The organism is Serratia sp. CY83965, assembly GCF_052166375.1.
Taxonomy (GTDB): domain Bacteria; phylum Pseudomonadota; class Gammaproteobacteria; order Enterobacterales; family Enterobacteriaceae; genus Serratia; species Serratia marcescens.
Window position 1 is genome coordinate 130960 of record NZ_JBJNOV010000001.1, and the last position, 22391, is coordinate 153350.

General features: G+C 60.5%; 20 protein-coding genes and 1 pseudogene. 13 read left to right on the plus strand and 8 right to left on the minus strand.

What is annotated here, in order from left to right:
- The first annotated feature begins 156 nt into the window (after positions 1 to 156).
- The 5 genes from phoB to proY all read left to right on the plus strand — a co-directional run bounded on the left by phoB (position 157) and on the right by proY (position 6447).
- Positions 157 to 846: a phosphate response regulator transcription factor PhoB gene (gene phoB / locus ACJ8PL_RS00700; protein ID WP_004940438.1), complete on the plus strand. Its 690-nt coding sequence runs from the start codon at positions 157 to 159 to the stop codon at positions 844 to 846.
- A gap of 24 nt (positions 847 to 870) precedes the next feature.
- Positions 871 to 2187 (plus strand): phosphate regulon sensor histidine kinase PhoR, encoded by a 1317-nt coding sequence (gene phoR / locus ACJ8PL_RS00705; protein ID WP_004940434.1) that lies wholly within the window; start codon positions 871 to 873, stop codon positions 2185 to 2187.
- Positions 2188 to 2201: 14 nt separating this feature from the next.
- Positions 2202 to 3164 (plus strand): PstS family phosphate ABC transporter substrate-binding protein, encoded by a 963-nt coding sequence (locus ACJ8PL_RS00710; RefSeq protein ID WP_097102667.1) that lies wholly within the window; start codon positions 2202 to 2204, stop codon positions 3162 to 3164.
- A 486-nt stretch (positions 3165 to 3650) separates the two neighbouring features.
- Positions 3651 to 4967 carry a branched-chain amino acid transport system II carrier protein gene (gene brnQ / locus ACJ8PL_RS00715; protein WP_079450868.1) on the plus strand — a complete coding sequence of 439 codons (1317 nt, stop codon included), beginning with the start codon at positions 3651 to 3653 and terminating at the stop codon, positions 4965 to 4967.
- Positions 4968 to 5040: 73 nt separating this feature from the next.
- Complete coding sequence (gene proY, locus ACJ8PL_RS00720) at positions 5041 to 6447, plus strand: proline-specific permease ProY (protein WP_097103129.1); 1407 nt, start codon at positions 5041 to 5043, stop codon at positions 6445 to 6447.
- A gap of 45 nt (positions 6448 to 6492) precedes the next feature.
- Here proY and ACJ8PL_RS00725 read toward each other — a convergent pair whose 3' ends face one another.
- From ACJ8PL_RS00725 to ACJ8PL_RS00740, 4 genes and pseudogenes are all read right to left on the minus strand, one after another.
- Entirely contained in the window at positions 6493 to 6780 is a 288-nt protein-coding gene (locus tag ACJ8PL_RS00725; protein ID WP_025160069.1) for a HigA family addiction module antitoxin, read from the minus strand.
- Positions 6780 to 7058 (minus strand): annotated as a pseudogene (locus ACJ8PL_RS00730) (type II toxin-antitoxin system RelE/ParE family toxin). The gene ACJ8PL_RS00725 and the pseudogene ACJ8PL_RS00730 overlap by 1 nt, the downstream one beginning before the upstream one ends.
- 85 nt (positions 7059 to 7143) lie before the next feature.
- Positions 7144 to 7413, minus strand: coding sequence for a hypothetical protein (locus ACJ8PL_RS00735; protein ID WP_016928883.1), 270 nt, complete (start codon positions 7411 to 7413; stop codon positions 7144 to 7146).
- A gap of 132 nt (positions 7414 to 7545) precedes the next feature.
- A complete protein-coding gene (locus ACJ8PL_RS00740; RefSeq protein WP_442530743.1) occupies positions 7546 to 8802 on the minus strand; it encodes a mechanosensitive ion channel family protein in 1257 nt (418 codons plus the stop codon).
- Positions 8803 to 9047: 245 nt separating this feature from the next.
- Here ACJ8PL_RS00740 and malZ point away from each other — a divergent pair, with 245 nt between their 5' ends.
- Positions 9048 to 10871, plus strand: a complete 1824-nt coding sequence (malZ, locus tag ACJ8PL_RS00745; protein ID WP_442530745.1) for a maltodextrin glucosidase — start codon at positions 9048 to 9050, stop codon at positions 10869 to 10871.
- A 53-nt stretch (positions 10872 to 10924) separates the two neighbouring features.
- Here the strand turns inward: malZ and ggt are convergent, their stop codons facing one another.
- From ggt to ACJ8PL_RS00760, 3 genes are all read right to left on the minus strand, one after another.
- Positions 10925 to 12688, minus strand: coding sequence for a gamma-glutamyltransferase (gene ggt / locus ACJ8PL_RS00750; protein WP_049299685.1), 1764 nt, complete (start codon positions 12686 to 12688; stop codon positions 10925 to 10927).
- Positions 12689 to 12922: 234 nt separating this feature from the next.
- Entirely contained in the window at positions 12923 to 13525 is a 603-nt protein-coding gene (locus ACJ8PL_RS00755) for a peroxiredoxin C (RefSeq protein WP_004940403.1), read from the minus strand.
- 229 nt (positions 13526 to 13754) lie between these two features.
- Entirely contained in the window at positions 13755 to 14336 is a 582-nt protein-coding gene (locus ACJ8PL_RS00760; protein ID WP_016928879.1) for an acyl carrier protein phosphodiesterase, read from the minus strand.
- Between the two features lie 120 nt (positions 14337 to 14456).
- Here ACJ8PL_RS00760 and queA point away from each other — a divergent pair, with 120 nt between their 5' ends.
- The 5 genes from queA to secF all read left to right on the plus strand — a co-directional run bounded on the left by queA (position 14457) and on the right by secF (position 19941).
- Positions 14457 to 15527 carry a tRNA preQ1(34) S-adenosylmethionine ribosyltransferase-isomerase QueA gene (gene queA / locus ACJ8PL_RS00765; RefSeq protein ID WP_016928878.1) on the plus strand — a complete coding sequence of 357 codons (1071 nt, stop codon included), beginning with the start codon at positions 14457 to 14459 and terminating at the stop codon, positions 15525 to 15527.
- A gap of 72 nt (positions 15528 to 15599) precedes the next feature.
- On the plus strand, positions 15600 to 16724 hold the full coding sequence (gene tgt / locus ACJ8PL_RS00770; RefSeq protein WP_016928877.1) for a tRNA guanosine(34) transglycosylase Tgt: 1125 nt from the start codon (positions 15600 to 15602) through the stop codon (positions 16722 to 16724).
- 33 nt (positions 16725 to 16757) lie between these two features.
- Positions 16758 to 17090 carry a preprotein translocase subunit YajC gene (gene yajC, locus ACJ8PL_RS00775; protein ID WP_004940391.1) on the plus strand — a complete coding sequence of 111 codons (333 nt, stop codon included), beginning with the start codon at positions 16758 to 16760 and terminating at the stop codon, positions 17088 to 17090.
- 24 nt (positions 17091 to 17114) lie between these two features.
- On the plus strand, positions 17115 to 18962 hold the full coding sequence (secD, locus tag ACJ8PL_RS00780) for a protein translocase subunit SecD (RefSeq protein WP_004940390.1): 1848 nt from the start codon (positions 17115 to 17117) through the stop codon (positions 18960 to 18962).
- Between the two features lie 10 nt (positions 18963 to 18972).
- Positions 18973 to 19941: a protein translocase subunit SecF gene (secF, locus tag ACJ8PL_RS00785; RefSeq protein ID WP_004940389.1), complete on the plus strand. Its 969-nt coding sequence runs from the start codon at positions 18973 to 18975 to the stop codon at positions 19939 to 19941.
- Positions 19942 to 20006: 65 nt separating this feature from the next.
- Here secF and ACJ8PL_RS00790 read toward each other — a convergent pair whose 3' ends face one another.
- On the minus strand, positions 20007 to 20567 hold the full coding sequence (locus ACJ8PL_RS00790; RefSeq protein WP_442530747.1) for a DUF3251 domain-containing protein: 561 nt from the start codon (positions 20565 to 20567) through the stop codon (positions 20007 to 20009).
- Between the two features lie 174 nt (positions 20568 to 20741).
- Between ACJ8PL_RS00790 and nrdR the strand changes: the two genes are divergently transcribed.
- Together nrdR and ribD are read left to right on the plus strand one after the other, a co-directional pair.
- Positions 20742 to 21191, plus strand: coding sequence for a transcriptional regulator NrdR (nrdR, locus tag ACJ8PL_RS00795; RefSeq protein ID WP_004940387.1), 450 nt, complete (start codon positions 20742 to 20744; stop codon positions 21189 to 21191).
- 10 nt (positions 21192 to 21201) lie between these two features.
- The gene (ribD, locus tag ACJ8PL_RS00800; RefSeq protein ID WP_097102660.1) at positions 21202 to 22311 is read left to right on the plus strand and encodes a bifunctional diaminohydroxyphosphoribosylaminopyrimidine deaminase/5-amino-6-(5-phosphoribosylamino)uracil reductase RibD; all 1110 of its coding nucleotides are present in this window, start codon (positions 21202 to 21204) and stop codon (positions 22309 to 22311) included.
- The last annotated feature ends 80 nt before the right edge of the window (positions 22312 to 22391 follow it).

The window sequence follows — 22391 nt, forward strand, 5'->3', positions numbered from 1 at the left end:
CGGCGCAATGATGATGACAACCGGATGATTTTTCTTTACTGCGGGAAATAATCGCTATGCTTACTGCCTATAACAGCCGGTTTTTTTCATAAAAGTGTCACAAAACTGACGCATAATGGCGCCCGAAAAGTCGCTAACACATTGGCAGGATTGACGATGGCAAGACGCATACTGGTGGTGGAAGACGAAGCGCCGATCCGTGAGATGGTGTGCTTTGTGTTGGAACAGAATGGTTACCAACCGTTGGAAGCCGAGGATTATGACAGCGCCGTGACGCGTCTGTCTGAGCCGTTCCCTGATTTGGTGTTGCTTGACTGGATGTTGCCCGGGGGTTCCGGCATTCAGTTTATCAAACATATGAAGCGCGAAGCGCTGACCCGCGATATCCCGGTGATGATGCTGACCGCGCGCGGCGAAGAAGAAGACCGGGTGCGCGGCCTGGAAGTGGGGGCGGATGATTACATCACCAAGCCGTTCTCGCCCAAGGAGCTGGTGGCGCGCATCAAGGCGGTCATGCGCCGCATTTCGCCGATGGCGGTGGAAGAAGTGATTGAAATGCAAGGGCTGAGCCTGGACCCGTCCTCCCACCGCGTAATGGCGAACGATCAGGCGCTGGACATGGGGCCGACCGAGTTCAAGCTGCTGCACTTCTTTATGACCCACCCGGAGCGGGTTTATAGCCGTGAGCAGTTGCTTAATCACGTCTGGGGCACTAACGTTTATGTGGAAGACCGTACCGTTGACGTGCATATCCGTCGGCTCCGCAAGGCGTTAGAAACCAGTGGGCATGATAAAATGGTTCAAACCGTTCGGGGCACCGGCTACCGGTTCTCAACGCGCTACTGATCGCGCCGCGCTGGAGAATATGCCGTGTTAGAACGTCTGTCGTGGAAGAGGCTGGCTCTGGAGCTGGCTCTTTTCTGTCTGCCCGCCTTACTGCTGGGGCTGATTTTCGGTTATCTGCCCTGGTTCCTGCTGGCCTCCGCGCTGGCAGCGCTGGTGTGGAATTTCTACAACCAGCTCAAACTCTCCCATTGGCTGTGGATCGACCGCAGCATGACGCCGCCGCCCGGCCGCTGGAGCTGGGAGCCGCTGTTCTATGGCCTGTATCAGATGCAGCAGCGCAACCGCCGCCGCCGGCGCGAGCTGGCGCTGCTGATCAAGCGCTTTCGCAGCGGGGCCGAATCGCTGCCTGACGCGGTGGTGATGACCACCGTCGAAGGCAATATCTTCTGGTGCAACGGGCTGGCGCAGCATCTGCTCGGCTTTCGCTGGCCGGAAGACAACGGCCAGCACATCCTTAACCTGCTGCGTTATCCGGAATTCAGCCACTATCTGCAACAGCAGGAGTTTTCGCGCCCGCTGACGCTGCAGCTGAACAACGAACACTACGTCGAATTCCGCGTGATGCCGTATTCTGAAGGGCAACTGCTGATGGTGGCGCGCGACGTCACCCAGATGCGCCAGTTGGAGGGCGCGCGGCGCAACTTCTTCGCCAACGTCAGTCATGAACTGCGCACGCCGCTGACGGTGCTGCAGGGCTATCTGGAGATGATGGGCGACGAAGAGCAGGATGGCTCGCTGCGCAGCAAGGCGCTTAGCACCATGCAAGAGCAGACCCGCCGGATGGACGGGCTGGTCAAGCAGCTGCTGACGCTGTCGCGCATCGAGGCGGCGCCCAATGTCGACATGAACGAGCGGGTGGATATTCCGCTGATGCTGCGGGTGTTGCAGCGTGAGGCGCAATCGCTGAGCGGCGGCAATCACGAGATCACCTTCCGGGTGAACGAACAGCTCAACGTGTTCGGCAATGAAGACCAGTTGCGCAGCGCGGTGTCTAACCTGGTGTACAACGCGGTCAACCACACGCCGAAGGGCACCCATATCGAAGTCAGCTGGCAGCAGACGGCGCACGGCGCGCAATTCCAGGTCAGCGACAACGGGCCGGGCATCGCCGCCGAGCATCTGCCGCGCCTGACAGAGCGTTTTTATCGCGTCGACAAGGCCCGTTCGCGCCAGACCGGCGGCAGCGGGCTGGGGCTGGCGATCGTCAAGCACGCGCTCAGCCATCACGACGCGCGGCTGGAGATCCTCAGCGAACCGGGGATCGGCACCCGCTTTATCTTTACCTTGCCCAATCGGTTGATTGTTCCCGCCGCTTTATCAGAGAATGCGGTGAAAAATTAACGCGAGACACCGGTATGACCCGAATTACCCGAGGGCTGTTGCTTTGCCTGGCGCTGCTGGCCGGACGCGGCGCGCTGGCGCAGCCTGACGGCATGTTGGCGGGCAACCTGTCCAGCGTCGGCTCCGACACGCTGGCGAATTTGATGGCGCTGTGGGCGCAGGATTTCAGCCAGCATTATCCCAACGTCAACCTGCAGATCCAGGCCGCCGGTTCGTCGACCGCGCCGACCGCGTTGGCGGCGGGCGCCGCACAGCTGGGCCCGATGAGCCGGCCGATGAAGGCGGCCGAGGTTTCGGCGTTCGAACACCGTTACGGTTATGCGCCGCTGGCGGTGCCGGTAGCGGTGGATGCGCTGGTGGTGTTGGTGCATCAGGACAATCCGCTGCGCGGCCTTAACCTGCAGCAGCTCGATCGCATTTTCTCCGCCACCCGGCGCTGCGGTGAAAGCCAGCCGCTGACGCGCTGGGGCGAGCTGGGGCTGAGCGGCGACTGGGCGACACGCTCGCTGCAACGCTTCGGCCGCAACTCGGCGTCCGGCACCTACGGCTATTTCAAACTGCGCGCGCTGTGCGGCGGCGATTTCATGCCGCGCGTCAATGAGCTGCCCGGTTCGGCTTCGGTGGTGCAGGCGGTGGCCGGTTCGCTCAACGGCATCGGCTACGCCAGCATCGGTTTTCGCGCCAGCGGCGTGCGGCTGCTGCCGCTGGCGGAGTCGGGAGAAGACTATGTCGCGCCTACCGCCGCCAACGTGCGCAACGATCGCTACCCGTTGTCGCGCTATCTGTATATCTACATCAACAAAGCCCCCAATCAACCGCTGGAGCCGCTGACCGCCGCGTTCCTCGATCGCGTGCTGTCGACGCCAGGGCAAAGCCTGGTCAACCACGACGGCTATCTGCCGCTGCCGCCGGCCGCCCTGCAGAAGACTCGTCAGGCGCTCGGGTTGCCACCGCTCGCGCTGGCCACGGCGCAATAAGCGACAAAAATCGGCGTAATTTTCGCCTTTTTTCACGGCGAAACGGAGCTTATACCACGCGAAAATCGGGCGCTTATTGGCGTTTTCGCGCGGTAAAGCGATATATGCTTCACGTTTCGTGAATTCATTGTTCAAAAATGATACAAATCATGTAGTGTATATTTATTGATAGCCAATATGATCGACTGGTGGCTAAAGTTTATATGGTCGATAGCTCTGCTTTTCGCCGTGCGTCTTGCCTTGAAGCGCTATAAACGTTTACCTTAGCCTTCGTTGTCGGATTAAACCTCCATTTTTATAACTCCTAAAATTTTGCCCATCTTCATGAGCGGCCACTTTCGAATAGGGACATAAACGCCGGATCGACTGCGTTTAGGGTGCTTATTTGGCGCTGCGACGATCGGGCATGCCGGCAACCGGGTGGGGCGTTTCGCCACCACGCTATCGGACAATTTTTTTTCATTTGAACAGGCAACACGACATCGTATGAGTCATCGTTTAACGTCAAAAGATATCCTGGCACTGGGCTTCATGACCTTTGCCTTATTCGTTGGGGCCGGGAACATCATCTTCCCGCCGATGGTCGGCTTGCAGTCCGGTGAACACGTCTGGATCGCTGCGCTGGGCTTCCTGCTCACCGCCGTGGGCCTGCCGGTCATCACCGTCATCGCGCTGGCGCGCGTCGGCGGCGGCATCGACGCCCTCAGTTCGCCGATCGGCCGCGGCGCCGGCCTGCTGCTGGCGACCGTCTGCTACCTGGCCGTCGGCCCGCTGTTCGCCACGCCGCGCACCGCCACCGTGTCCTTTGAGGTGGGCATCGCCCCGCTGACCGGCGACGGCGCCATGCCGCTGTTCATCTACAGTCTGGTGTACTTCGCGCTGGTGATCGGCATCTCCCTGTATCCGGGCCGTCTGCTCGATACCGTCGGCCACGTGCTGGCGCCGCTGAAGATCGTCGCGCTGGCCGTACTGGGCATCGCCGCGCTGCTGTGGCCTGCCGGCACGCCTATCCCGGCGACGGCGGCTTATCAGAGCGTGCCTTTCTCCTCCGGCTTCGTTAACGGCTATCTGACCATGGATACGCTGGGCGCGCTGGTATTCGGCATCGTTATCGTCAACGCGGCGCGCTCGCGCGGCGTGAAAGACGCCGGTCTGTTGACCCGTTACACCATTCTGGCCGGTTTGATCGCCGGCGTGGGCCTGACGCTGGTTTATCTGAGCCTGTTCAAGCTGGGCTCCGGCAGCGGCGCGCTGGTGCCTGACGCCACCAACGGCGCGGTGATCCTGCACGCTTACGTTCAGAACACCTTCGGCGGCCTCGGCAGCTTCTTCCTGGCGGCGCTGATCTTCATCGCCTGCATGGTGACCGCGGTGGGCTTGACCTGCGCCTGCGCCGAATTCTTCGCGCAATACCTGCCGTTCTCTTACAAGACGCTGGTGTTTATCCTGGGCCTGTTCTCGATGGTGGTGTCCAACCTCGGCCTGAGCCACCTGATCCAGATCTCCATTCCGGTGCTGACCGCGATTTATCCGCCGTGCATCGTGCTGGTGGTGCTGAGCTTCACCCTGCGTTGGTGGCACAGCGCGCCGCGCATCATTGCGCCGGTGATGCTTGTCAGCCTGTTGTTTGGTATTCTTGACGCGGTGAAAGCGTCCAGTTTCCAGCAACTGCTGCCGGCCTGGTCCACTCACCTGCCGCTGGCGGAGCAGGGGTTGGCATGGTTGCCGCCTTCGCTGCTGATGTTGGCGCTGGTCGCGATTTATGATCGGGTGTGCACGCGTTCCCAAGTGACCGCGCACTGATAATCCCCCGGCTAAATCCAGGGCCACGGACATGTCCGTGGCTTTTTTTCGTTTAAAACTATGGGTCATTTTCATGCAACAACAGTCACCCACCACTGCCCCCGACAATAAGCTGAAACGCGGCCTCAGCACGCGTCATATCCGCTTTATGGCGCTGGGATCGGCCATCGGCACCGGGTTGTTCTACGGCTCGGCGGACGCCATCAAAATGGCCGGCCCGAGCGTGCTGCTGGCTTACCTGATCGGCGGCATCGTGGCCTTTATCATCATGCGCGCACTGGGGGAGATGTCGGTCAACAACCCGCAGGCCAGCTCATTTTCCCGCTACGCGCAGGACTACCTCGGCCCGATGGCGGGTTACATCACCGGCTGGACTTACTGCTTTGAGATCCTGATCGTCGCCATCGCCGACGTGACCGCCTTCGGCATCTATATGGGGGTCTGGTTCCCGGAAGTGCCGCACTGGATCTGGGTGCTGAGCGTGGTGCTGATCATCGGCGCCATCAACCTGATGAGCGTCAAGGTATTCGGCGAGCTGGAGTTCTGGTTCTCGTTCTTCAAGGTCGCCACCATCATCATCATGATTGCGGCCGGCATCGGCATCATCATCTGGGGTATCGGCAACGGCGGGCAACCGACCGGCATTCATAACCTGTGGTCGAACGGCGGCTTCTTCAGCAACGGCGTTATCGGCATGATCCTGTCGCTGCAGCTGGTGATGTTCGCTTACGGCGGCATTGAAATCATCGGCATCACCGCCGGCGAAGCCAAGGATCCGAAAAAATCGATTCCCAAAGCCATCAACTCAGTGCCGTGGCGCATTCTGGTGTTCTACGTCGGCACGCTGTTTGTCATCATGTCGATCTACCCGTGGAACCAGGTGGGCACCAACGGCAGCCCGTTCGTGCTGACCTTCCAGCATATGGGCATCACCGTGGCGGCGGGCATCCTCAACTTCGTGGTGATCACCGCTTCGCTGTCGGCGATCAACAGCGACGTGTTCGGCGTCGGCCGCATGCTGCATGGCATGGCCGAGCAAGGGCACGCGCCGAAGATGTTCAGCAAGGTGTCGAAACGCGGCATTCCCTGGGTGACGGTGGTGGTGATGATGCTGGCGCTGCTGCTGGCGGTATACCTCAACTACATCATGCCGGAGAGCGTGTTCCTGGTGATCGCCTCCCTGGCGACCTTCGCCACCGTGTGGGTGTGGATCATGATCCTGTTCTCGCAAATCGCCTTCCGCCGCAGCCTGAGCAAAGAGCAGGTGAAGCAGCTGGCGTTCCCGCTGCGCGGCGGGGTGTTCACCTCGGTGGTGGCGATCGTGTTCCTGGTGTTCATCATCGGCCTGATCGGTTACTTCCCGACCACGCGCGTCTCGCTGTACGCCGGCCTGGTCTGGGTGGTGTTGCTGCTGGCGGGGTACTGGTTCAAGGTCAACCATCAGAAAAAACGCGCGCCGTTGGCGACGCAGCAAGACTAAATGGAAAAACACCGGCTGAGGCCGGTGTTTTTTTAGGGGCAGGCGTTAAGCGAAGTCCAGCTTGCGCAGTTTCGAAACGTCGATGGACTGCCTGGCCTGCCACAGATCGTAAGCATCTTGCATGCCCATCCAGACCTGTTCGGAACTGCCTATTACGATGGACAGGCGGATGGCCATTTCCGGCGAGATATCGGATTTTCCGCTGATCAGGCGTTGAACCGTAGACGGCGCGACGTCCAATGCTTTGGCCAGCGCGCGCGCGCTGAGATTCAGCGTTTCCATGGTTTCTTTGATCAATTCTCCAGGATGAGGAGGATTATGCATGCGGTTCATTAGTGATAGTCCTCATAATTCACGATATAAACATCACCCTCGACCAGTTCAAACGTGATACGCCAGTTGCCGGTGACGGTGACGGATCACTGCCCGCTGCGAGCGCCCGTTAGCGGGTGCAAGAAGAAGCCGGGCAGATCTACGTCATCAATCACTTTCGCCAGATCCAGCACGCTCAGCCGCAGCGCGATTTTCTTCGCCTGCTTGGCGTCGATACCTGCCGTTGAACCGGTTTCGAAAAACTTTTTGAGTCCCTTATGCTTGAAGCTTCTTATCATCCTGATGGCTCCATGAGTGTTGCGCTATACGCATCACAGCCAGGTGTTGCGTGTGGCGCAACAAGATGGGGCGTTTTTTAACCTGCTATGCCAAGCGTTTGTCTTCCGCTTCCTCCTCCCCGGCGGCGCGCGCTTCGATGCGCATGCCGCCGTCGTTCAGCCGTTCCTCCTCTTCCTCGCCGGCGCAGCGCGCCAGCACTTCGCGAATGTCCTGCAGGTTGCTGCTGAGGGCGCTCAGCGAAGGTTGCAGATTGCGGGGCATGCGGCTTTCATCCAGCGACGCGCTGTGCAGGCAGCCGATAAACAGCAGGGTGGCCAGCAGGGTAAACAGCCGATGACGTATCCGTTTCAGCAAGGGCTTTCCCTCTCGGTGGTGAAGGTGATGGCGCATTAACGCCGTTTTCGCCGGGGAAAAGAAGGGGATGGAGATATCTGCTGGCAATTGAAAGAGAATAATTACCAGCAGACACAGTTACGTCAGCCGACGTCAGGAAGCGTTCACGCTTTGTCGCAGCATGCCGCGCAGGTCATTGCCGGTTGGCGTCTGATGCACGCGCAGGCCGAACTCGTCGATCACCGCCAGGATATGGTCGAAAATATCCGCCTGAATACTTTCGTACTCCGCCCAGACCGTGGTGTTGGTGAAGGCGTAGATTTCCAGCGGCAGGCCTTCCGGCGTCGGCGCCAGCTGGCGCACCATCAGCGTCATGTTCTGGTGAATGCGCGGATGAGCGCGCAGGTAGGCTTCCAGATAGGCGCGCAGCGTGCCGAGGTTGGTGAGGCGGCGGCCGTTGAGCGGCGAGGCCAGATCGACGGCGATCTCCTGGTTGTGCTGGCTCAGCTCCTGGGTCTTAACGTTCAGATAGCTGTGCAGCAGCGGGTTGCGCTGCAGGCGGCGCTGTTCCTCTTCCGACAGGAAGTGCACGCTGCCGGTGTCGATATTCAAACTGCGCTTGATGCGGCGCCCGCCGGATTCCGACATCGAACGCCAGTTTTTGAACGAGTCGGAGATCAGCGCGTAGGTCGGTATGGTGGTGACGGTGTTGTCCCAGTTACGCACTTTGACCGTGGTCAGGCCGATGTCGGTGACCGCGCCGTCGGCGCCGTATTTCGGCATTTCCAGCCAGTCGCCGATCTTCAGCATGTCGTTGGCGGAGAGCTGGATGCCGGCCACCAGCCCGAGGATCGGATCCTTGAACACCAACATCAAGACCGCGGTCATGGCGCCCAGGCCACTGAGCAGCAACAGCGGCGATTTGCCCATCAGCAGCGAGACGATCATGATGCCGATCAGGATCGCCGCCACCAGTTTCAGGCCCTGGAAAATGCCGCGCAGCGGCAGCTGATTGGAAATCGGGCTTTGGCGCAGCAGCGCCAGCAGCGTATCCAGCAGCGAGAACAGCGACAGCAGGGTGAAGGCGAGTATCCACACCTGCGCGGCGGTGACGATCACCGCCTGAGTCTGGCTGCCGCTCTGCAGCCACAGCGTCGCCTGGATGCTGATGATCACCCCTTGCAGCAGCAGCGCCACGCGCTGGAACAGTTTGTATTGGGTGATGGCCTGTTGCCAGACGCGCTGCGACTGCTGGCCACGGCGCTGAAGGGCCGCCAACACCACCCGGTGCAGCACCAGGTGGATCGCGACCGAGATCAGAACAATCAACCCCAATACCATCAACAGCGACATCACTCCGCCGAATTCCAAACCAAACTGTTCCAGCCAGCGCGTTATCTGTTGTTGCATTACCGCTCCTTAAAAAATGCGCAAAAAATATCCTGTAAACTTAAAACGCGTTAGCCTAAGGGGGAACGTGCAGGATTTGTGCCTGTTTACCTTTTTTTACATCAAGTTAGCGTTATTTTTCAGTCTCCGCCCCCCGGCTCATCCCCGGGTTTTGCGGCCAGAGAGGAGGGGGAGTTGCACTTAACGTGGCATTGTTCGTTTTTGAAGAACGCCGTCGATTTCGTTTGGTACAGCAGGAGAACAGTATGCTTAACGCCTGGCATCAACCGGTCCCGCCTTTTGTGGTGAAACAAGGGCAACGTTTGGATATCACGCTGTGGTTACAAGGGGATGAACTGCCGGAACGGGTATTTTTGCGCGCCGAACCGGACAACGAAGAGTGGCTGCTGACGATGAAAGCGCAGCGCCACGAGGGGATGCGGCGCTACCAGGCCAGCCTGACGCTGAATGAGGGCGAGCCGACGCGGCGTTACTGCTTCAAGCTGCTGTGGGCCGATCGCCAACAGTGGTTCGGCCCGCAGGGCTGGTCGCCAACGCCGCCGGGCCAGCTGGCGCAGTTCGCCGTCGACGATCCTGACAATGGCCCCGCGTGGGTGGCGGATCAGCTGTTCTACCAGATTTTCCCCGATCGCTTCGCCAGCAGCGGCGGCGAGCACGGCATCCAGAGCGGCAGCTACCGCCATCACGCGGCCGGCGCCGAGGTGATTCGGCGCGACTGGCAGCACCCGTTGGAGGATCGCCACGCCGCCTCGACCTTTTACGGCGGCGATCTGGACGGCATCAGCGCCAAACTGCCGTATTTGCAGCAGCTGGGCGTGACGGCGCTGTATTTGAACCCGATTTTTACCGCGCCGAGCGTGCATAAGTACGATACCGAGGACTATTACCAGGTCGATCCGCACTTCGGCGGCAACGCGGCGCTGCAGCGTTTGCGAGTGAGCACTCACAAAGTGGGCATGAAACTAGTGCTGGACGGGGTCTTCAACCACACCGGCGACTCGCACCCGTGGTTCGACCGCCATCGTCAGGGCGAAAACGGCGCCTGTCACCACCCCGATTCGCCGTATCGCGGTTGGTTCAACTTTTACCCGGACGGCCGCGCGCTCGACTGGAAGGGCAACGCCAGCCTGCCGAAGCTCAATTTCGCCGAGCCGCAGGTGGCGGAAGCGATTTATCAGGGGGAAGGCAGCGTGGTGCGTCACTGGCTGCGCCCGCCGTACAGCATCGACGGCTGGCGGCTGGACGTGGTGCATATGCTGGGGGAGAACGGCGGCGCCACCGGCAATCTGCGCCACCTGGCGGGCATCTATCAGGCGGTGAAGCAGGAGAATCCACAGGCCTATGTCTTGGGTGAGCACTTCGGCGACGCGCGCCGCTGGCTGCACGCCGGCGTGGAGGATGCGGCGATGAACTACATGGGGTTCGCGCTGCCGGTGCGGGCGTTTTTGGCGGGGCTGGACGTGGCCTACCACCCGGTGCGGCTGGACGCCGCCGGGTGCGCGCAGTGGATGGACGGTTACCGCGCCGGGCTGCCGCACAGCCGCCAACTGATCCAGTTCAATCAGCTGGACAGCCACGATACCGCGCGCTTCCTCACGCTGTTGCAGGGGAATGCGGCGCGCATGCAGATGGCGGCGGTGTGGTTGCTGAGCTGGATCGGCGTGCCTTGCCTCTATTACGGTGATGAGATTGGCCTGGATGGCGGCAACGATCCGTTTTGCCGCAAGCCGTTCCCATGGGACGTCGGCGACTGGGACCGGCCGTTGTTGACGCTGTTCCAGCGCATGGCGGCGCTGCGTAAACAGAGCCTGGCGTTGCGCCGAGGCGGCTGTCAGGTGCTGTACGCCAGCGGAGAAACGCTGGTGTTCGTGCGCCTGTATCAGCAGGAGCAGGTGCTGGTGGCGCTGCAGCGCGACGGCAGCGGCCAGGCGCAGTTGCCGCACAACCCGCTGTTGGCCCGCGGCCCGTGGCGGCGTGTGGAAGGGCGAGGCGAGTTGAGCGAAACGACAGGAGGGTTGCGCCTGCAGTTGGCGGAAGAGTCGGCCACCGTGTGGCGCTGCGGGGGCTAAAGGGAGTGCGGGGGCAGAAACGCCCCCGCGGTTAAGGTGAGTGGGTGTTTACATCAGTAACCGACCGCGGAGCCTGCCGGGCGACGCACGTCGTTGGCGCCGTACAGATAGCCTTCGCGCACTTTGCCGGATACCGCCGAATCGTTGCCGGAGTTGGCCGGGCTGACGCCCGCCGCGCCCGGCAAACCGACCAGAATCAGTTCGGCGGCGCCCCACGGCGTTTGCTCGACCATCTTGTAGCCCATGCCGCTCAGCAGCTTCAGCGTATCGGCGGAAACGCCGCGCTGTTCGTAGTACACCTCATCCGGCAGCCATTGGTGATGGATGCGCGGTGCGTCCACCGCTTCCTGCGGCGCCATGCCGTGGTCGATCACGTTCAACGCGGTCTGCAGGGTGATGGTGATGATGCGCGAACCGCCCGGCGAGCCCAGCACCATAAAGATCTTGTTATCCTTGGTCACCAGCGTCGGGCTCATCGACGATAGTGGGCGCTTACCGGGGGCAATGCTGTTGGCGGTGCCCTGTACCAGCCCGTACAGGTTTTTCTCGCCCACTTTCACCGTAAAGTCGTCCATCTCGTCGTTGAGGAAGAAGCCGGTACCCGGTGCGATGACGACAGCGCCGAAGCGACCGTTGACGGTATAGGTGGTGGAAACCGCGTTGCCGTCGTGATCGACGATCGAATAGTGGGTGGTTTCCGGCTTCTCATGCGGCTCCATGCCGGGCTGCACGTTTTCCGACGGCGTGGCCTTGTCCGCGACGATTTTCTTGCGGATCTGCTCGGCGTAGCTCTTGCTCACCAGTCGGTCGATCGGGTTCTTGATGAATTCCGGGTCGCCAAGGTAGGTGTTGCGATCCATGTAGGCATGGCGCATCGCTTCGGTCATGGTGTGAATGGCCGCCGCCGAGTTGAAGCCCATGCTTTTCAGATCATAGCCTTCCACCACGTTGAGGATTTCGCACAGCGTCACGCCGCCGGAACTGGGAGGCGGCGCTGACACGAACTTGTAGCCGCGATAGCTGCAGGTGATCGGCGGGGTTTCGGTGACTTTATAGTTGGCGAAGTCGGCGGCGGTCAAAATGCCGCCGCCCTGTTTGGCCGCCGCCTCTACCGCCTGCGGGATCTTGCCTTTGTAGAAGGCGTCGGTTCCCCCTTTGGCGATGGCTTCCAGCGTGTTGGCCAGATCGGTTTGCACCAGCTTGTCCCCCGGCTGCAGCGGGCTGCCGTCCGGGCGCAGGAAGATTTTGGCCGATTCGGGATCCTGCCTGAAGCGCGCGATGGTGGTGTCGAGGATATCGGTGTCGGCGCGGGTCAGCACAAAGCCTTCGCGCGCCAGCCTGATCGCCGGCGCCAGCACCTGTTCGCGGCTCAGTTTGCCGTACTTCTCACGCGCGGTTTCCATCCCCAGCACGGTGCCCGGCACGCCCGCCGCCAGATAGCCGTACAGGCTGGCGTCTTTCTTCACCTTGCCGTCGGCGTCCAGATACATGTTGGCGCTGGCCGCCGCCGGCGCGGTTTCGCGGAAGTTGATGAAGGTATCGGTGCCGTCCGCCAGGTGGACGGTCATAAAGCCGCCGCCGCCGATGTTGCCGCAGCAGGGGTTCACCACCGCTTGCGCATAGCCGACCGCCACGGCGGCGTCGATGGCGTTGCCGCCCATCTTCAGGATATCCACCCCGACCTGCGAGGCCAGATGCTGCGAGGTGACCACCATGCCGTTTTGGGCTTCCACCGCTGGGTTGGATGCCGCATACAGGCTGCCGCTGACCAGCAGCGCCGCCATGGTCAGGGGTTTGCTCCATTTCTGTAAAAACATAGTTATTCCTACCCTGTCAGTTTTTTATTGTGTTGTGTTTGCTTGCCGCTGTTCGCTTGCAAAGCGCGAGCCAGCGTTATTGATAGTAGCCGCAGATGGGCATTCGCGCGGCGAACTGGGCGGGAAATGTGAGCGGAAACAGGGAAATAAAGCACTGAAGACGGGCGGTCTGCCCCAAAAAGGGGCATAAAAAAACCGGCCGCGTGGGCCGGTTGATTCACTATCAGGCTGAAATTACAGCTTGGCAGCGTTTTCAGACAGGTATTTTGCCACGCCGTCTGGGGAAGCGCCCATACCTGCTTTGCCTTTTTCCCACTGAGCCGGGCAGACTTCACCGTGCTCTTCGTGGAATTGCAGCGCGTCAACGGTACGGATCATTTCGTCGATGTTACGGCCGATTGGCAGGTCGTTAACAACCTGAGCACGCACGATGCCGTCTTTGTCGATCAGGAAGGAGCCGCGCAGCGCAACGCCGGCTTCCGGGTGTTCGATGCCGTAAGCTTTCTGGATTTCACGCTTAACGTCAGCAACCATTGCGTATTTCACTTCACCGATGCCGCCTTTGTCGACAGGGGTTTTACGCCATGCGTTGTGGACGAATTCTGAGTCGAAGGAAACGCCAACCACTTCAACGCCACGCTTCTGGAACTCTTCATAGCGGTGATCGAAAGCGATCAGCTCGGAAGGGCATACGAAGGTGAAGTCCATTGGCCAGAAGAACAGCACGGCCGGTTTGCCGTTCAGGTGCTTCTTCAGGTTGAAGTTTTCAACGATTTCGCCGCTACCCAGTACGGCAGCTGCAGTGAAGTCAGGGGCTTGACGAGTTACCAGGACCATAATTACTCCTGTAATAGGTGTTAAAGGGTGGATGTAAAAACAAGGGCCAGTATAGGGGCCATGACTTGGTGAATAAAGGGTAAAAGACCAATCAATGAGATAGCTTTTACCTATCAAAGTCGTTGATATAATTTATCAAGCTTTAAAAATAACCTTTTCCTGCAAAAGGGCAAGCGGCAAAACGTAAATTCTTGCAATGCGCTGCAATTTCAAACGCTTGGGCTTGACCTCAGAGCGTTTTTTCCTTCGCCTGCTGCATCATTTTCGGATAAAACTGCCAGAAGTGTGTTTCAAGCTGATGATAATGTTGTTCGACGTCGGCGAACGAGCCGGCCAGCGCTTCGAGGCGTGGACGGCGGCTGGCCATGCCCTGCAATACCCGGGCGATGAACGGCAATTCGGCGTAGCGTTCCAGCCAGCGTTCCGGCCACAGATAGCCGTTCAGGTTCTGAAAACGCGGGGGCGTGAGCGGCAGGTAAGGTTCGATCTGGCTGCGGGCTTCCTGGGTAAACTGGTGCAGGTCGCGTGAAGGCTCCAACTGTTGCCAGTGGCGCGCCAGAAAATGGTCCCACACCACGTCGAGGGTGATCGGCGCCACGCGGCGGTAGGGGGCGCTGAAATAGTCGCGGCAGGCTTTCACCTGCGGCAGGCTGTCGGTCAGCACGTCGACGCGGCGGTGCATCATGATGCCGGCCACGACCTCGGGCTGGTAGTCGGCGGCGGGGTTGCCGCGAACGAAATCGGCCAGCAGGTTGCCCAGCAGCGAGCTGTCTGCCAGCATGGCCAGGTGAAGGTGAGCGAGAAAATTCATCCCTCAACTATACCTGAAGTCAGGCAAATCCTCCTTATTTCTTGCCGCTGACCGCCCCCGGCTTTAGACTAGGCCGCCTGTTTTTTACCAACCAGCCTTAAATTGAAGAAGTGAATACCCATGCGCGTCGCTGATTTTTCGTTTGAACTTCCCGAATCCCTGATTGCCCACTATCCCCAGGCCGAGCGCAGCGCATGCCGCCTGCTGCAGCTGGATGGGCCGAGCGGGGCGCTGACGCACGGCGTATTCACCGATCTGCTGGATAAGCTGGAAGCCGGCGACCTGCTGGTGTTCAACAATACCCGCGTGATCCCGGCGCGCATGTTCGGCCGCAAGGTCAGCGGCGGCAAGATAGAAGTGCTGGTGGAGCGCGTGCTGGACGACCATCGCGTGCTGGCGCACGTGCGCGCGTCGAAAGCGCCCAAGCCGGGCGCCGAGCTGCTGTTGGGGGATGACGAGAGCATCGCCGCCACCATGGTGGCGCGCCACGAGACGCTGTTCGAGCTGCGCTTCAACGACGAACGCGACGTATTCACCATTCTTAACGCGGCCGGCCACATGCCGCTGCCGCCTTATATCGCTCGCCCGGATGAAGACGCCGACCGTGAGCTGTATCAGACGGTCTACAGCGAGAAACCGGGCGCGGTCGCCGCGCCGACCGCCGGCCTGCACTTCGACGAACCGCTGCTGGCGGCGCTGCGCGCCAAAGGCGTGGAAATGGCGTTCGTGACGCTGCACGTCGGCGCCGGCACCTTCCAGCCGGTGCGCGTGGAAACCATCGAAGATCACGTGATGCACGCCGAATACGCCGAAGTGCCGCAGGACGTGGTGGATGCGGTGCTGGCCTGCAAAGCGCGCGGCAAGCGCGTCGTGGCGGTGGGCACCACCTCGGTGCGTTCGCTGGAAAGCGCCGCGGCGGCCAGCAAAGAGGCGCTGATTGCGCCGTTCTTCGGCGATACCAGCATCTTTATCTATCCGGGCTATCACTACCAGGTGATCGACGCGCTGGTGACCAATTTCCACCTGCCGGAATCGACCCTGATCATGCTGGTATCGGCCTTCGCCGGCTATAAAAATACCATGAACGCCTATCAGCAGGCGGTGGCCGAGCAGTATCGCTTTTTCAGCTACGGCGATGCGATGTTCATCAGCCGTAACCCGCAGGCGGAAAACGAGTCCGTCGGCGGTTAATTTCCCGGGCTGCGCCTACGGCGCGGCCCCGTTTCAACGACATCAGACTGTTTCTCTGATGCTGGAGGCTTTGTGAAGTACGAACTACAAACTACCGATGGCCGCGCACGCCGCGGCCGCCTGATTTTCGACCGCGGCGTGGTGGAAACCCCGGCCTTTATGCCGGTCGGCACCTACGGTACGGTCAAGGGCATGACGCCGGAAGAAGTGAAAGAGACCGGCGCGCAGATCCTGCTGGGCAACACCTTCCACCTGTGGCTGCGCCCGGGCCAGGAGATCATGAAGCTGCACGGCGATCTGCACGACTTCATGCAGTGGCCGGGCCCGATCCTCACCGACTCCGGCGGTTTCCAGGTGTTCAGCCTGGGGGCGATGCGCAAGATCAAAGAGGAAGGCGTGTACTTCCGTAACCCGATCAACGGCGACAAGGTGTTCCTGAGCCCGGAAAAATCGATGGAAATCCAGTATGACCTGGGCTCCGACATCGTGATGATTTTCGACGAATGCACGCCGTACCCGGCCGACTGGGACTACGCCAAGCGTTCGATGGAAATGTCGCTGCGTTGGGCGCAGCGCAGCCGCCAGCGTTTCGACGAGCTGGAAAATAAAAATGCGCTGTTCGGCATCATTCAGGGCGGCGTTTACGAAGATTTACGTGATGTTTCCGTCAAAGGGCTGGTGGATATCGGCTTTGACGGGTACGCTGTGGGCGGCTTGGCTGTAGGCGAGCCGAAAGAGGATATGCATCGCATTCTTGAACACGTTTGCCCGCAAATTCCGGAAGATAAGCCACGCTATTTGATGGGCGTCGGCAAGCCGGAAGATTTGGTGGAAGGCGTGCGTCGCGGCATCGACATGTTCGACTGCGTCATGCCGACCCGCAACGCCCGCAACGGCCATTTGTTCGTGACTGACGGTGTGGTAAAAATCCGTAATGCCAAGCACAAGGATGATACGTCTCCGCTGGATAAGGACTGTGATTGCTACACGTGTCGCCATTACAGCCGCGCCTACTTGCACCATCTCGACCGTTGCAACGAAATATTGGGTGCTCGACTGAACACAATTCATAACCTGCGTCACTACCAGCGCCTGATGGCGGGTTTACGCCAGGCTATCGAAGAGGGTAAATTAGAGCAGTTTGTTGCGGATTTCTATGGTCGGATCGGCAAGCCGATTCCGCCTTTAAACGCTTGATCTAATAATTGATAACTTAATGAGGGAATTTCAATGAGCTTTTTCATTTCTGACGCCGTCGCATCCGCAGGGGCTCCGGCTCAGGGAAGCCCGTACTCTCTGATCATTATGCTGGTGGTGTTCGGCCTGATCTTCTACTTCATGATCCTGCGCCCACAGCAGAAGCGCGCTAAAGATCACAAGAAGCTGATGGACTCCATCGGTAAAGGCGACGAAGTGCTGACCACCGGCGGCCTGATCGGTCGCGTGACCAAAGTGGCCGACACCGGCATCATCGCCATCGCGCTGAACGACACCACGGAAGTGATGATCAAGCGTGACTTCGTGGCGGCCGTTCTGCCGAAAGGTACCATGAAGGCCCTGTAATCTTTTTTCCCGAAGGGAATTGCCGTGCTAAACCGTTATCCTTTGTGGAAGTATCTGATGTTGATCGTCGTGATCCTCGTCGGTCTGCTTTATGCGCTTCCCAACATCTACGGTGAGGATCCGGCCGTACAAATCACTGGCGCGCGCGGCGTCGCCGCCAGTGAAACTACGCTGGACCAGGTCCGTACCGTATTAGAAAAAGACAACATCGCGAGCAAGTCGATTGCGCTGGAAAATGGCGCCATCCTGGCTCGCTTTAAAGATCCTGACGTTCAGCTGCGCGCCCGCGAAGCGCTGGTGACCGAGCTGGGTGACAAATTCGTCGTGGCGCTGAACCTGGCGCCGGCCACGCCGACCTGGCTGGCCATGCTGGGCGCAGAGCCGATGAAACTCGGCCTGGACCTGCGCGGCGGCGTACACTTCCTGATGGAAGTGGACATGGACACCGCGTTGAGCAAGCTGCAGGAACAGACCATGGATACCCTGCGCAGCGAGCTGCGCGAGAAGGGCATTCCTTACGCGTCTATCCGCAAGCTGGACAATAACGGCGTGGAAGTTCGCTTCCGCGACGATGCGGCTCGCGATCAGGCCATCAGCTACATCGGTCCGCGTCAGCGCGATCTGGTGCTGTCCGCCAACGGCGCCAACACCATGAAAGCCAACCTGACGGACGCCCGTCTGAGCGAAGCGCGCGAATACGCCGTCCAGCAGAACATCACTATCCTGCGTAACCGCGTCAACCAGCTCGGCGTCGCCGAACCGCTGGTGCAGCGCCAGGGCGCCGACCGCATCGTGGTTGAGCTGCCGGGCATTCAGGACACCGCGCGCGCCAAAGAAATTCTGGGCGCCACCGCGACCCTGGAGTTCCGCCTGGTGAACACCAATGCGGATGCCACTGCTGCGGCCAACGGCCGCGTGCCGGGCGACTCCGAGGTGAAATACACCCGTGACGGCCAGCCGATCGTGCTGTACAAGCGCGTGATCCTGACCGGTGACCACATCACCGACTCCACCTCGAGCACCGACGAATACAACCAGCCGCAGGTTAACATCTCGCTGGACAGCGCCGGCGGCACGTCCATGTCCAACTTCACCAAGGATAACATCGGCAAGCCGATGGCGACCCTGTTCGTGGAGTATAAGGACAGCGGCAAGAAAGACGCTAACGGCCGTGCGGTGCTGGTGAAACAGGAAGAAGTGATCAACGTGGCGAACATTCAGTCGCGTCTGGGCAACAGCTTCCGCATCACCGGCATCGGCAACCCGAACGAAGCGCGTCAGCTTTCGCTGCTGCTGCGTGCGGGTGCGCTGATCGCGCCGATTCAGATCGTCGAAGAGCGCACCATCGGTCCAACCCTGGGTCAGCAGAACATCACCCAAGGTCTGGAAGCCTGTCTGTGGGGCCTGGTGGCGTCCATCGTCTTCATGGTGGTCTGGTACCGTAAGTTCGGCGTGATCGCCACCACGGCGCTGGTCGCCAACCTGGTGCTGATCGTCGGCGTGATGTCCCTGTTGCCGGGGGCGACGCTGACCATGCCGGGTATCGCCGGGATCGTGTTGACGCTGGCGGTGGCGGTTGACGCCAACGTACTGATTAACGAACGTATCAAGGAAGAGCTGAAGAACGGCCGGTCCGTTCAGCAGGCGATCCATGAGGGCTATAAAGGCGCGTTCTCCAGTATCGTCGATGCCAACATCACCACCCTGATCACCGCGGTCATCCTGTACGCAGTGGGCACCGGTTCGATCAAAGGCTTTGCGATCACCACCGCTATCGGTGTGGCGACGTCCATGTTCACCGCGATTGTCGGTACCCGTGCCATCGTCAACCTGCTTTACGGCGGCAAACGCATTAACAAGCTGTCTATCTGAGGAGTGCGTTGTGGCACAGGATTATACTGTTGAGCAACTCAACTACGGCCGTAAAGTCTACGACTTTATGCGCTGGGACTATTTGGCCTTCGGCATCTCGTTGCTGCTGTTGGTCGCGTCGATCGTCACCATGTCGGTGCGCGGGTTTAACTGGGGTCTGGATTTCACCGGCGGTACGGTGATTGAAATCAACCTGGAGAAACCGGCTAACCTCGACCTGATGCGCGATACGCTGGAGAAGGCCGGGTTCCAGGATCCGATCATCCAGAACTTCGGCAGCAGCCGCGACGTGATGGTGCGCATGCCACCGGCGACCGGCACCGCAGGCCAGGAACTGGGCAACAAGGTGATCGGCGTGATCAACGACTCGGTGGATAAAAACGCCACCGTGAAGCGCATCGAGTTCGTCGGCCCGAGCGTGGGCAGCGAACTGGCGCAAACCGGCGGCATGGCGCTGCTGGTGGCGTTGATCTGTATCCTGATCTACGTCGGTTTCCGCTTCGAATGGCGCCTGGCGCTGGGGGCGGTTATCGCGCTGGCGCACGACGTGATCATCACGCTGGGCGTGCTGTCGCTGTTCCACATCGAGATTGACCTGACCATCGTCGCGTCCCTGATGTCGGTTATCGGTTACTCGCTGAACGACAGCATCGTGGTTTCCGACCGTATTCGTGAGAACTTCCGCAAGATCCGCCGCGGCACGCCTTACGAGATCATGAACGTGTCGTTGACCCAGACGCTGAGCCGTACGCTGATGACTTCCGGTACTACCCTGATGGTGGTGCTGATGCTGTACATCTTCGGTGGCGCGATGCTGCAAGGCTTCTCGCTGGCGATGTTGATCGGCGTGTCGATCGGTACCGTCTCCTCCATCTACGTCGCGTCCGCGCTGGCGTTGAAACTGGGGATGAAACGCGAGCACATGCTGCAGCAAAAAGTGGAAAAAGAGGGCGCGGATCAGCCTTCGATTCTGCCTTAACCGCCGCAGTATTCAGCGAAATGAAAAGGAGCGCCCATCGGCGCTCCTTTTTTTTGCTTTGGGTTTCAGCGTTGCTGCACCACCGCCGGTTGGGCGGTCGAAACCAGACTGTGCAGACGGATATAGCCCAATTGTTCCGGCGTCACGCCGCTGAAGCGCAGCTCAAAGTCCTGGGCGGGTTTCGGCAGCAGCGAATCGGCGCTGGCGATCGGTTGCGACAGCGCCTCGGCGGTCAGCGGCCGCCCGGTGGCGTCGTCCAGTTGGCCCCATTCCACCACCGCTTTGAACGGCGGCAGCGTGGCCTGTGAGAGGATGCGCACATGCAGCTGCGCCTGCGTGCCGTTGGCTTCGCTCTTGATGTGGCTCAGCGAAACGCTCAGCTCGCCGATGCCGCTCTGCAAACGGGCGGCGCTTCGGGCCGCCGGCAGCAGGTAGACGCCGTTGTCGGAGTGCTGATTGAGCATATTCTGCCGCTCCAGCGCGGTGGTTTGATCGGTCAGCACGCTCACTTTCTGGTTCAGCGCGGCGACCTGATGGCGCAGTTGAGGCACGGCGGCGTTGTGCGCGCAGCCTGCCAGCAACACGGCGGCGGTGAGCAGGGCGATTTTGGGGTAACAGGTTGTCATGACGGCGATTTCCTATGCTGAATCTCCTGCTATCAGCTTAGTCCGCTCGGAGGGGAAAGTCATATCGGCGCCGCTTCCCGGCGGCGTGTTGCAACAAATGGCCGCCGCCCTTTGTTGTGGCTGCACTTCGGGGTAAACTGCGTTTATCTATAAAAACGTTTATCAGGACGTGTTATGCATTGCCCTTTCTGCGCCGCCGTTGATACCAAAGTCATTGATTCCCGCCTGGTGGGGGACGGTTCGCAAGTGCGCCGCCGCCGCCAGTGTCTGGTGTGCAATGAGCGCTTCACCACCTTCGAGGTGGCCGAGCTGGTGATGCCGCGAGTGATTAAAAGCGATGAGGTGCGCGAGCCGTTCAACGAAGACAAACTGCGCCGCGGCATGCTGAAAGCGCTGGAAAAGCGCCCGGTAAGCTCGGACGATGTGGAAAACGCCCTTAATCATATCAAATCCCAACTGCGCGCCACCGGCGAACGCGAAGTGCCGACCAAACTGGTGGGTAATCTGGTGATGGACGCGTTGAAAAAGCTGGATAAGGTCGCCTACATTCGCTTTGCGTCGGTGTACCGCAGCTTCGAGGACGTGCGCGAGTTCGGCGAAGAGATTGCCCGCCTGCAAGACTAAAGGATCTTTCATGCATCACGACGAATTTTATATGGCGCGCGCCTTCGAACTGGCGCGCCTGGGGCGTTTCACCACCGCGCCCAATCCGAACGTCGGCTGCGTTATCGTGCGCGACGGCGAAATTGTCGGTGAAGGCTACCATCTGCGCGCCGGCGAGCCGCACGCGGAAGTGCACGCGCTGCGCATGGCGGGCGACAAGGCGCGCGGCGCCACCGCCTATGTGACGCTCGAGCCGTGCAGCCACCACGGCCGCACACCGCCCTGCGCCGATGCGCTGGTGGCCGCCGGCGTGACGCGGGTGGTCGCGGCGATGCAAGATCCCAATCCGCAGGTGGCGGGGCGCGGGCTGTACAAGCTGCAGCAGGCCGGCGTCGAAGTCCGTCATGGCCTGATGCTGGCCGAGGCCGAAGCGGTCAACCTGGGCTTCCTCAAGCGCATGCGCACCGGTTTCCCTTACGTGCAGCTGAAGCTGGGCGCGTCGCTGGACGGCCGCACGGCGATGGCCACCGGCGAGAGCCAGTGGATCACCTCACCCGAAGCGCGTCAGGACGTGCAGCGCCTGCGCGCGCAGAGCGCCGCGATTCTCAGCACCAGCGCCACCGTGCTGGCGGACGATCCGTCGCTGACGGTGCGTTGGGATGAGCTGGACGCCGAGACGCAGCGCCTCTATCCGCGCGAAAATCTGCGCCAGCCGCTGCGCATCCTGCTCGACAGCCAAAATCGCATCACCCCGCAGCACCGCGTGGTGCAGCAGCCGGGCGCTACCTGGCTGGCGCGCCTGCAGGCGGATGAACAGGCCTGGCCGCAAGAGGTCGAACAGTTTATCTGCCCGGCGCACGGCGGCGGCATTGATCTGGTGGTGATGATGATGCTGTTGGCCAAGCGCCAGGTGAATTCAATCTGGGTAGAGGCGGGCGCAATGCTGGCCGGCGCGCTGCTGCAGGCCGGCCTGGTGGATGAGCTCATTTTGTACATCGCGCCGAAACTGTTGGGCGATAATGGCCGTGGCCTGTGTCATCTGCCGGGCCTGGAACGGCTGGCCGACGCGCCGGAATTCGTCTTTAGCGACGTGCGCCAGGTCGGCCCCGATCTGCGTTTGCGCCTGCGGGTGAAACACTGAATCTCGCGCCCGCGCGCCGGTTTTACAAAAGCGCCGCGCAGGCGATGAAAGAATATGATAGAATCCGCCCCCCTGCGGGG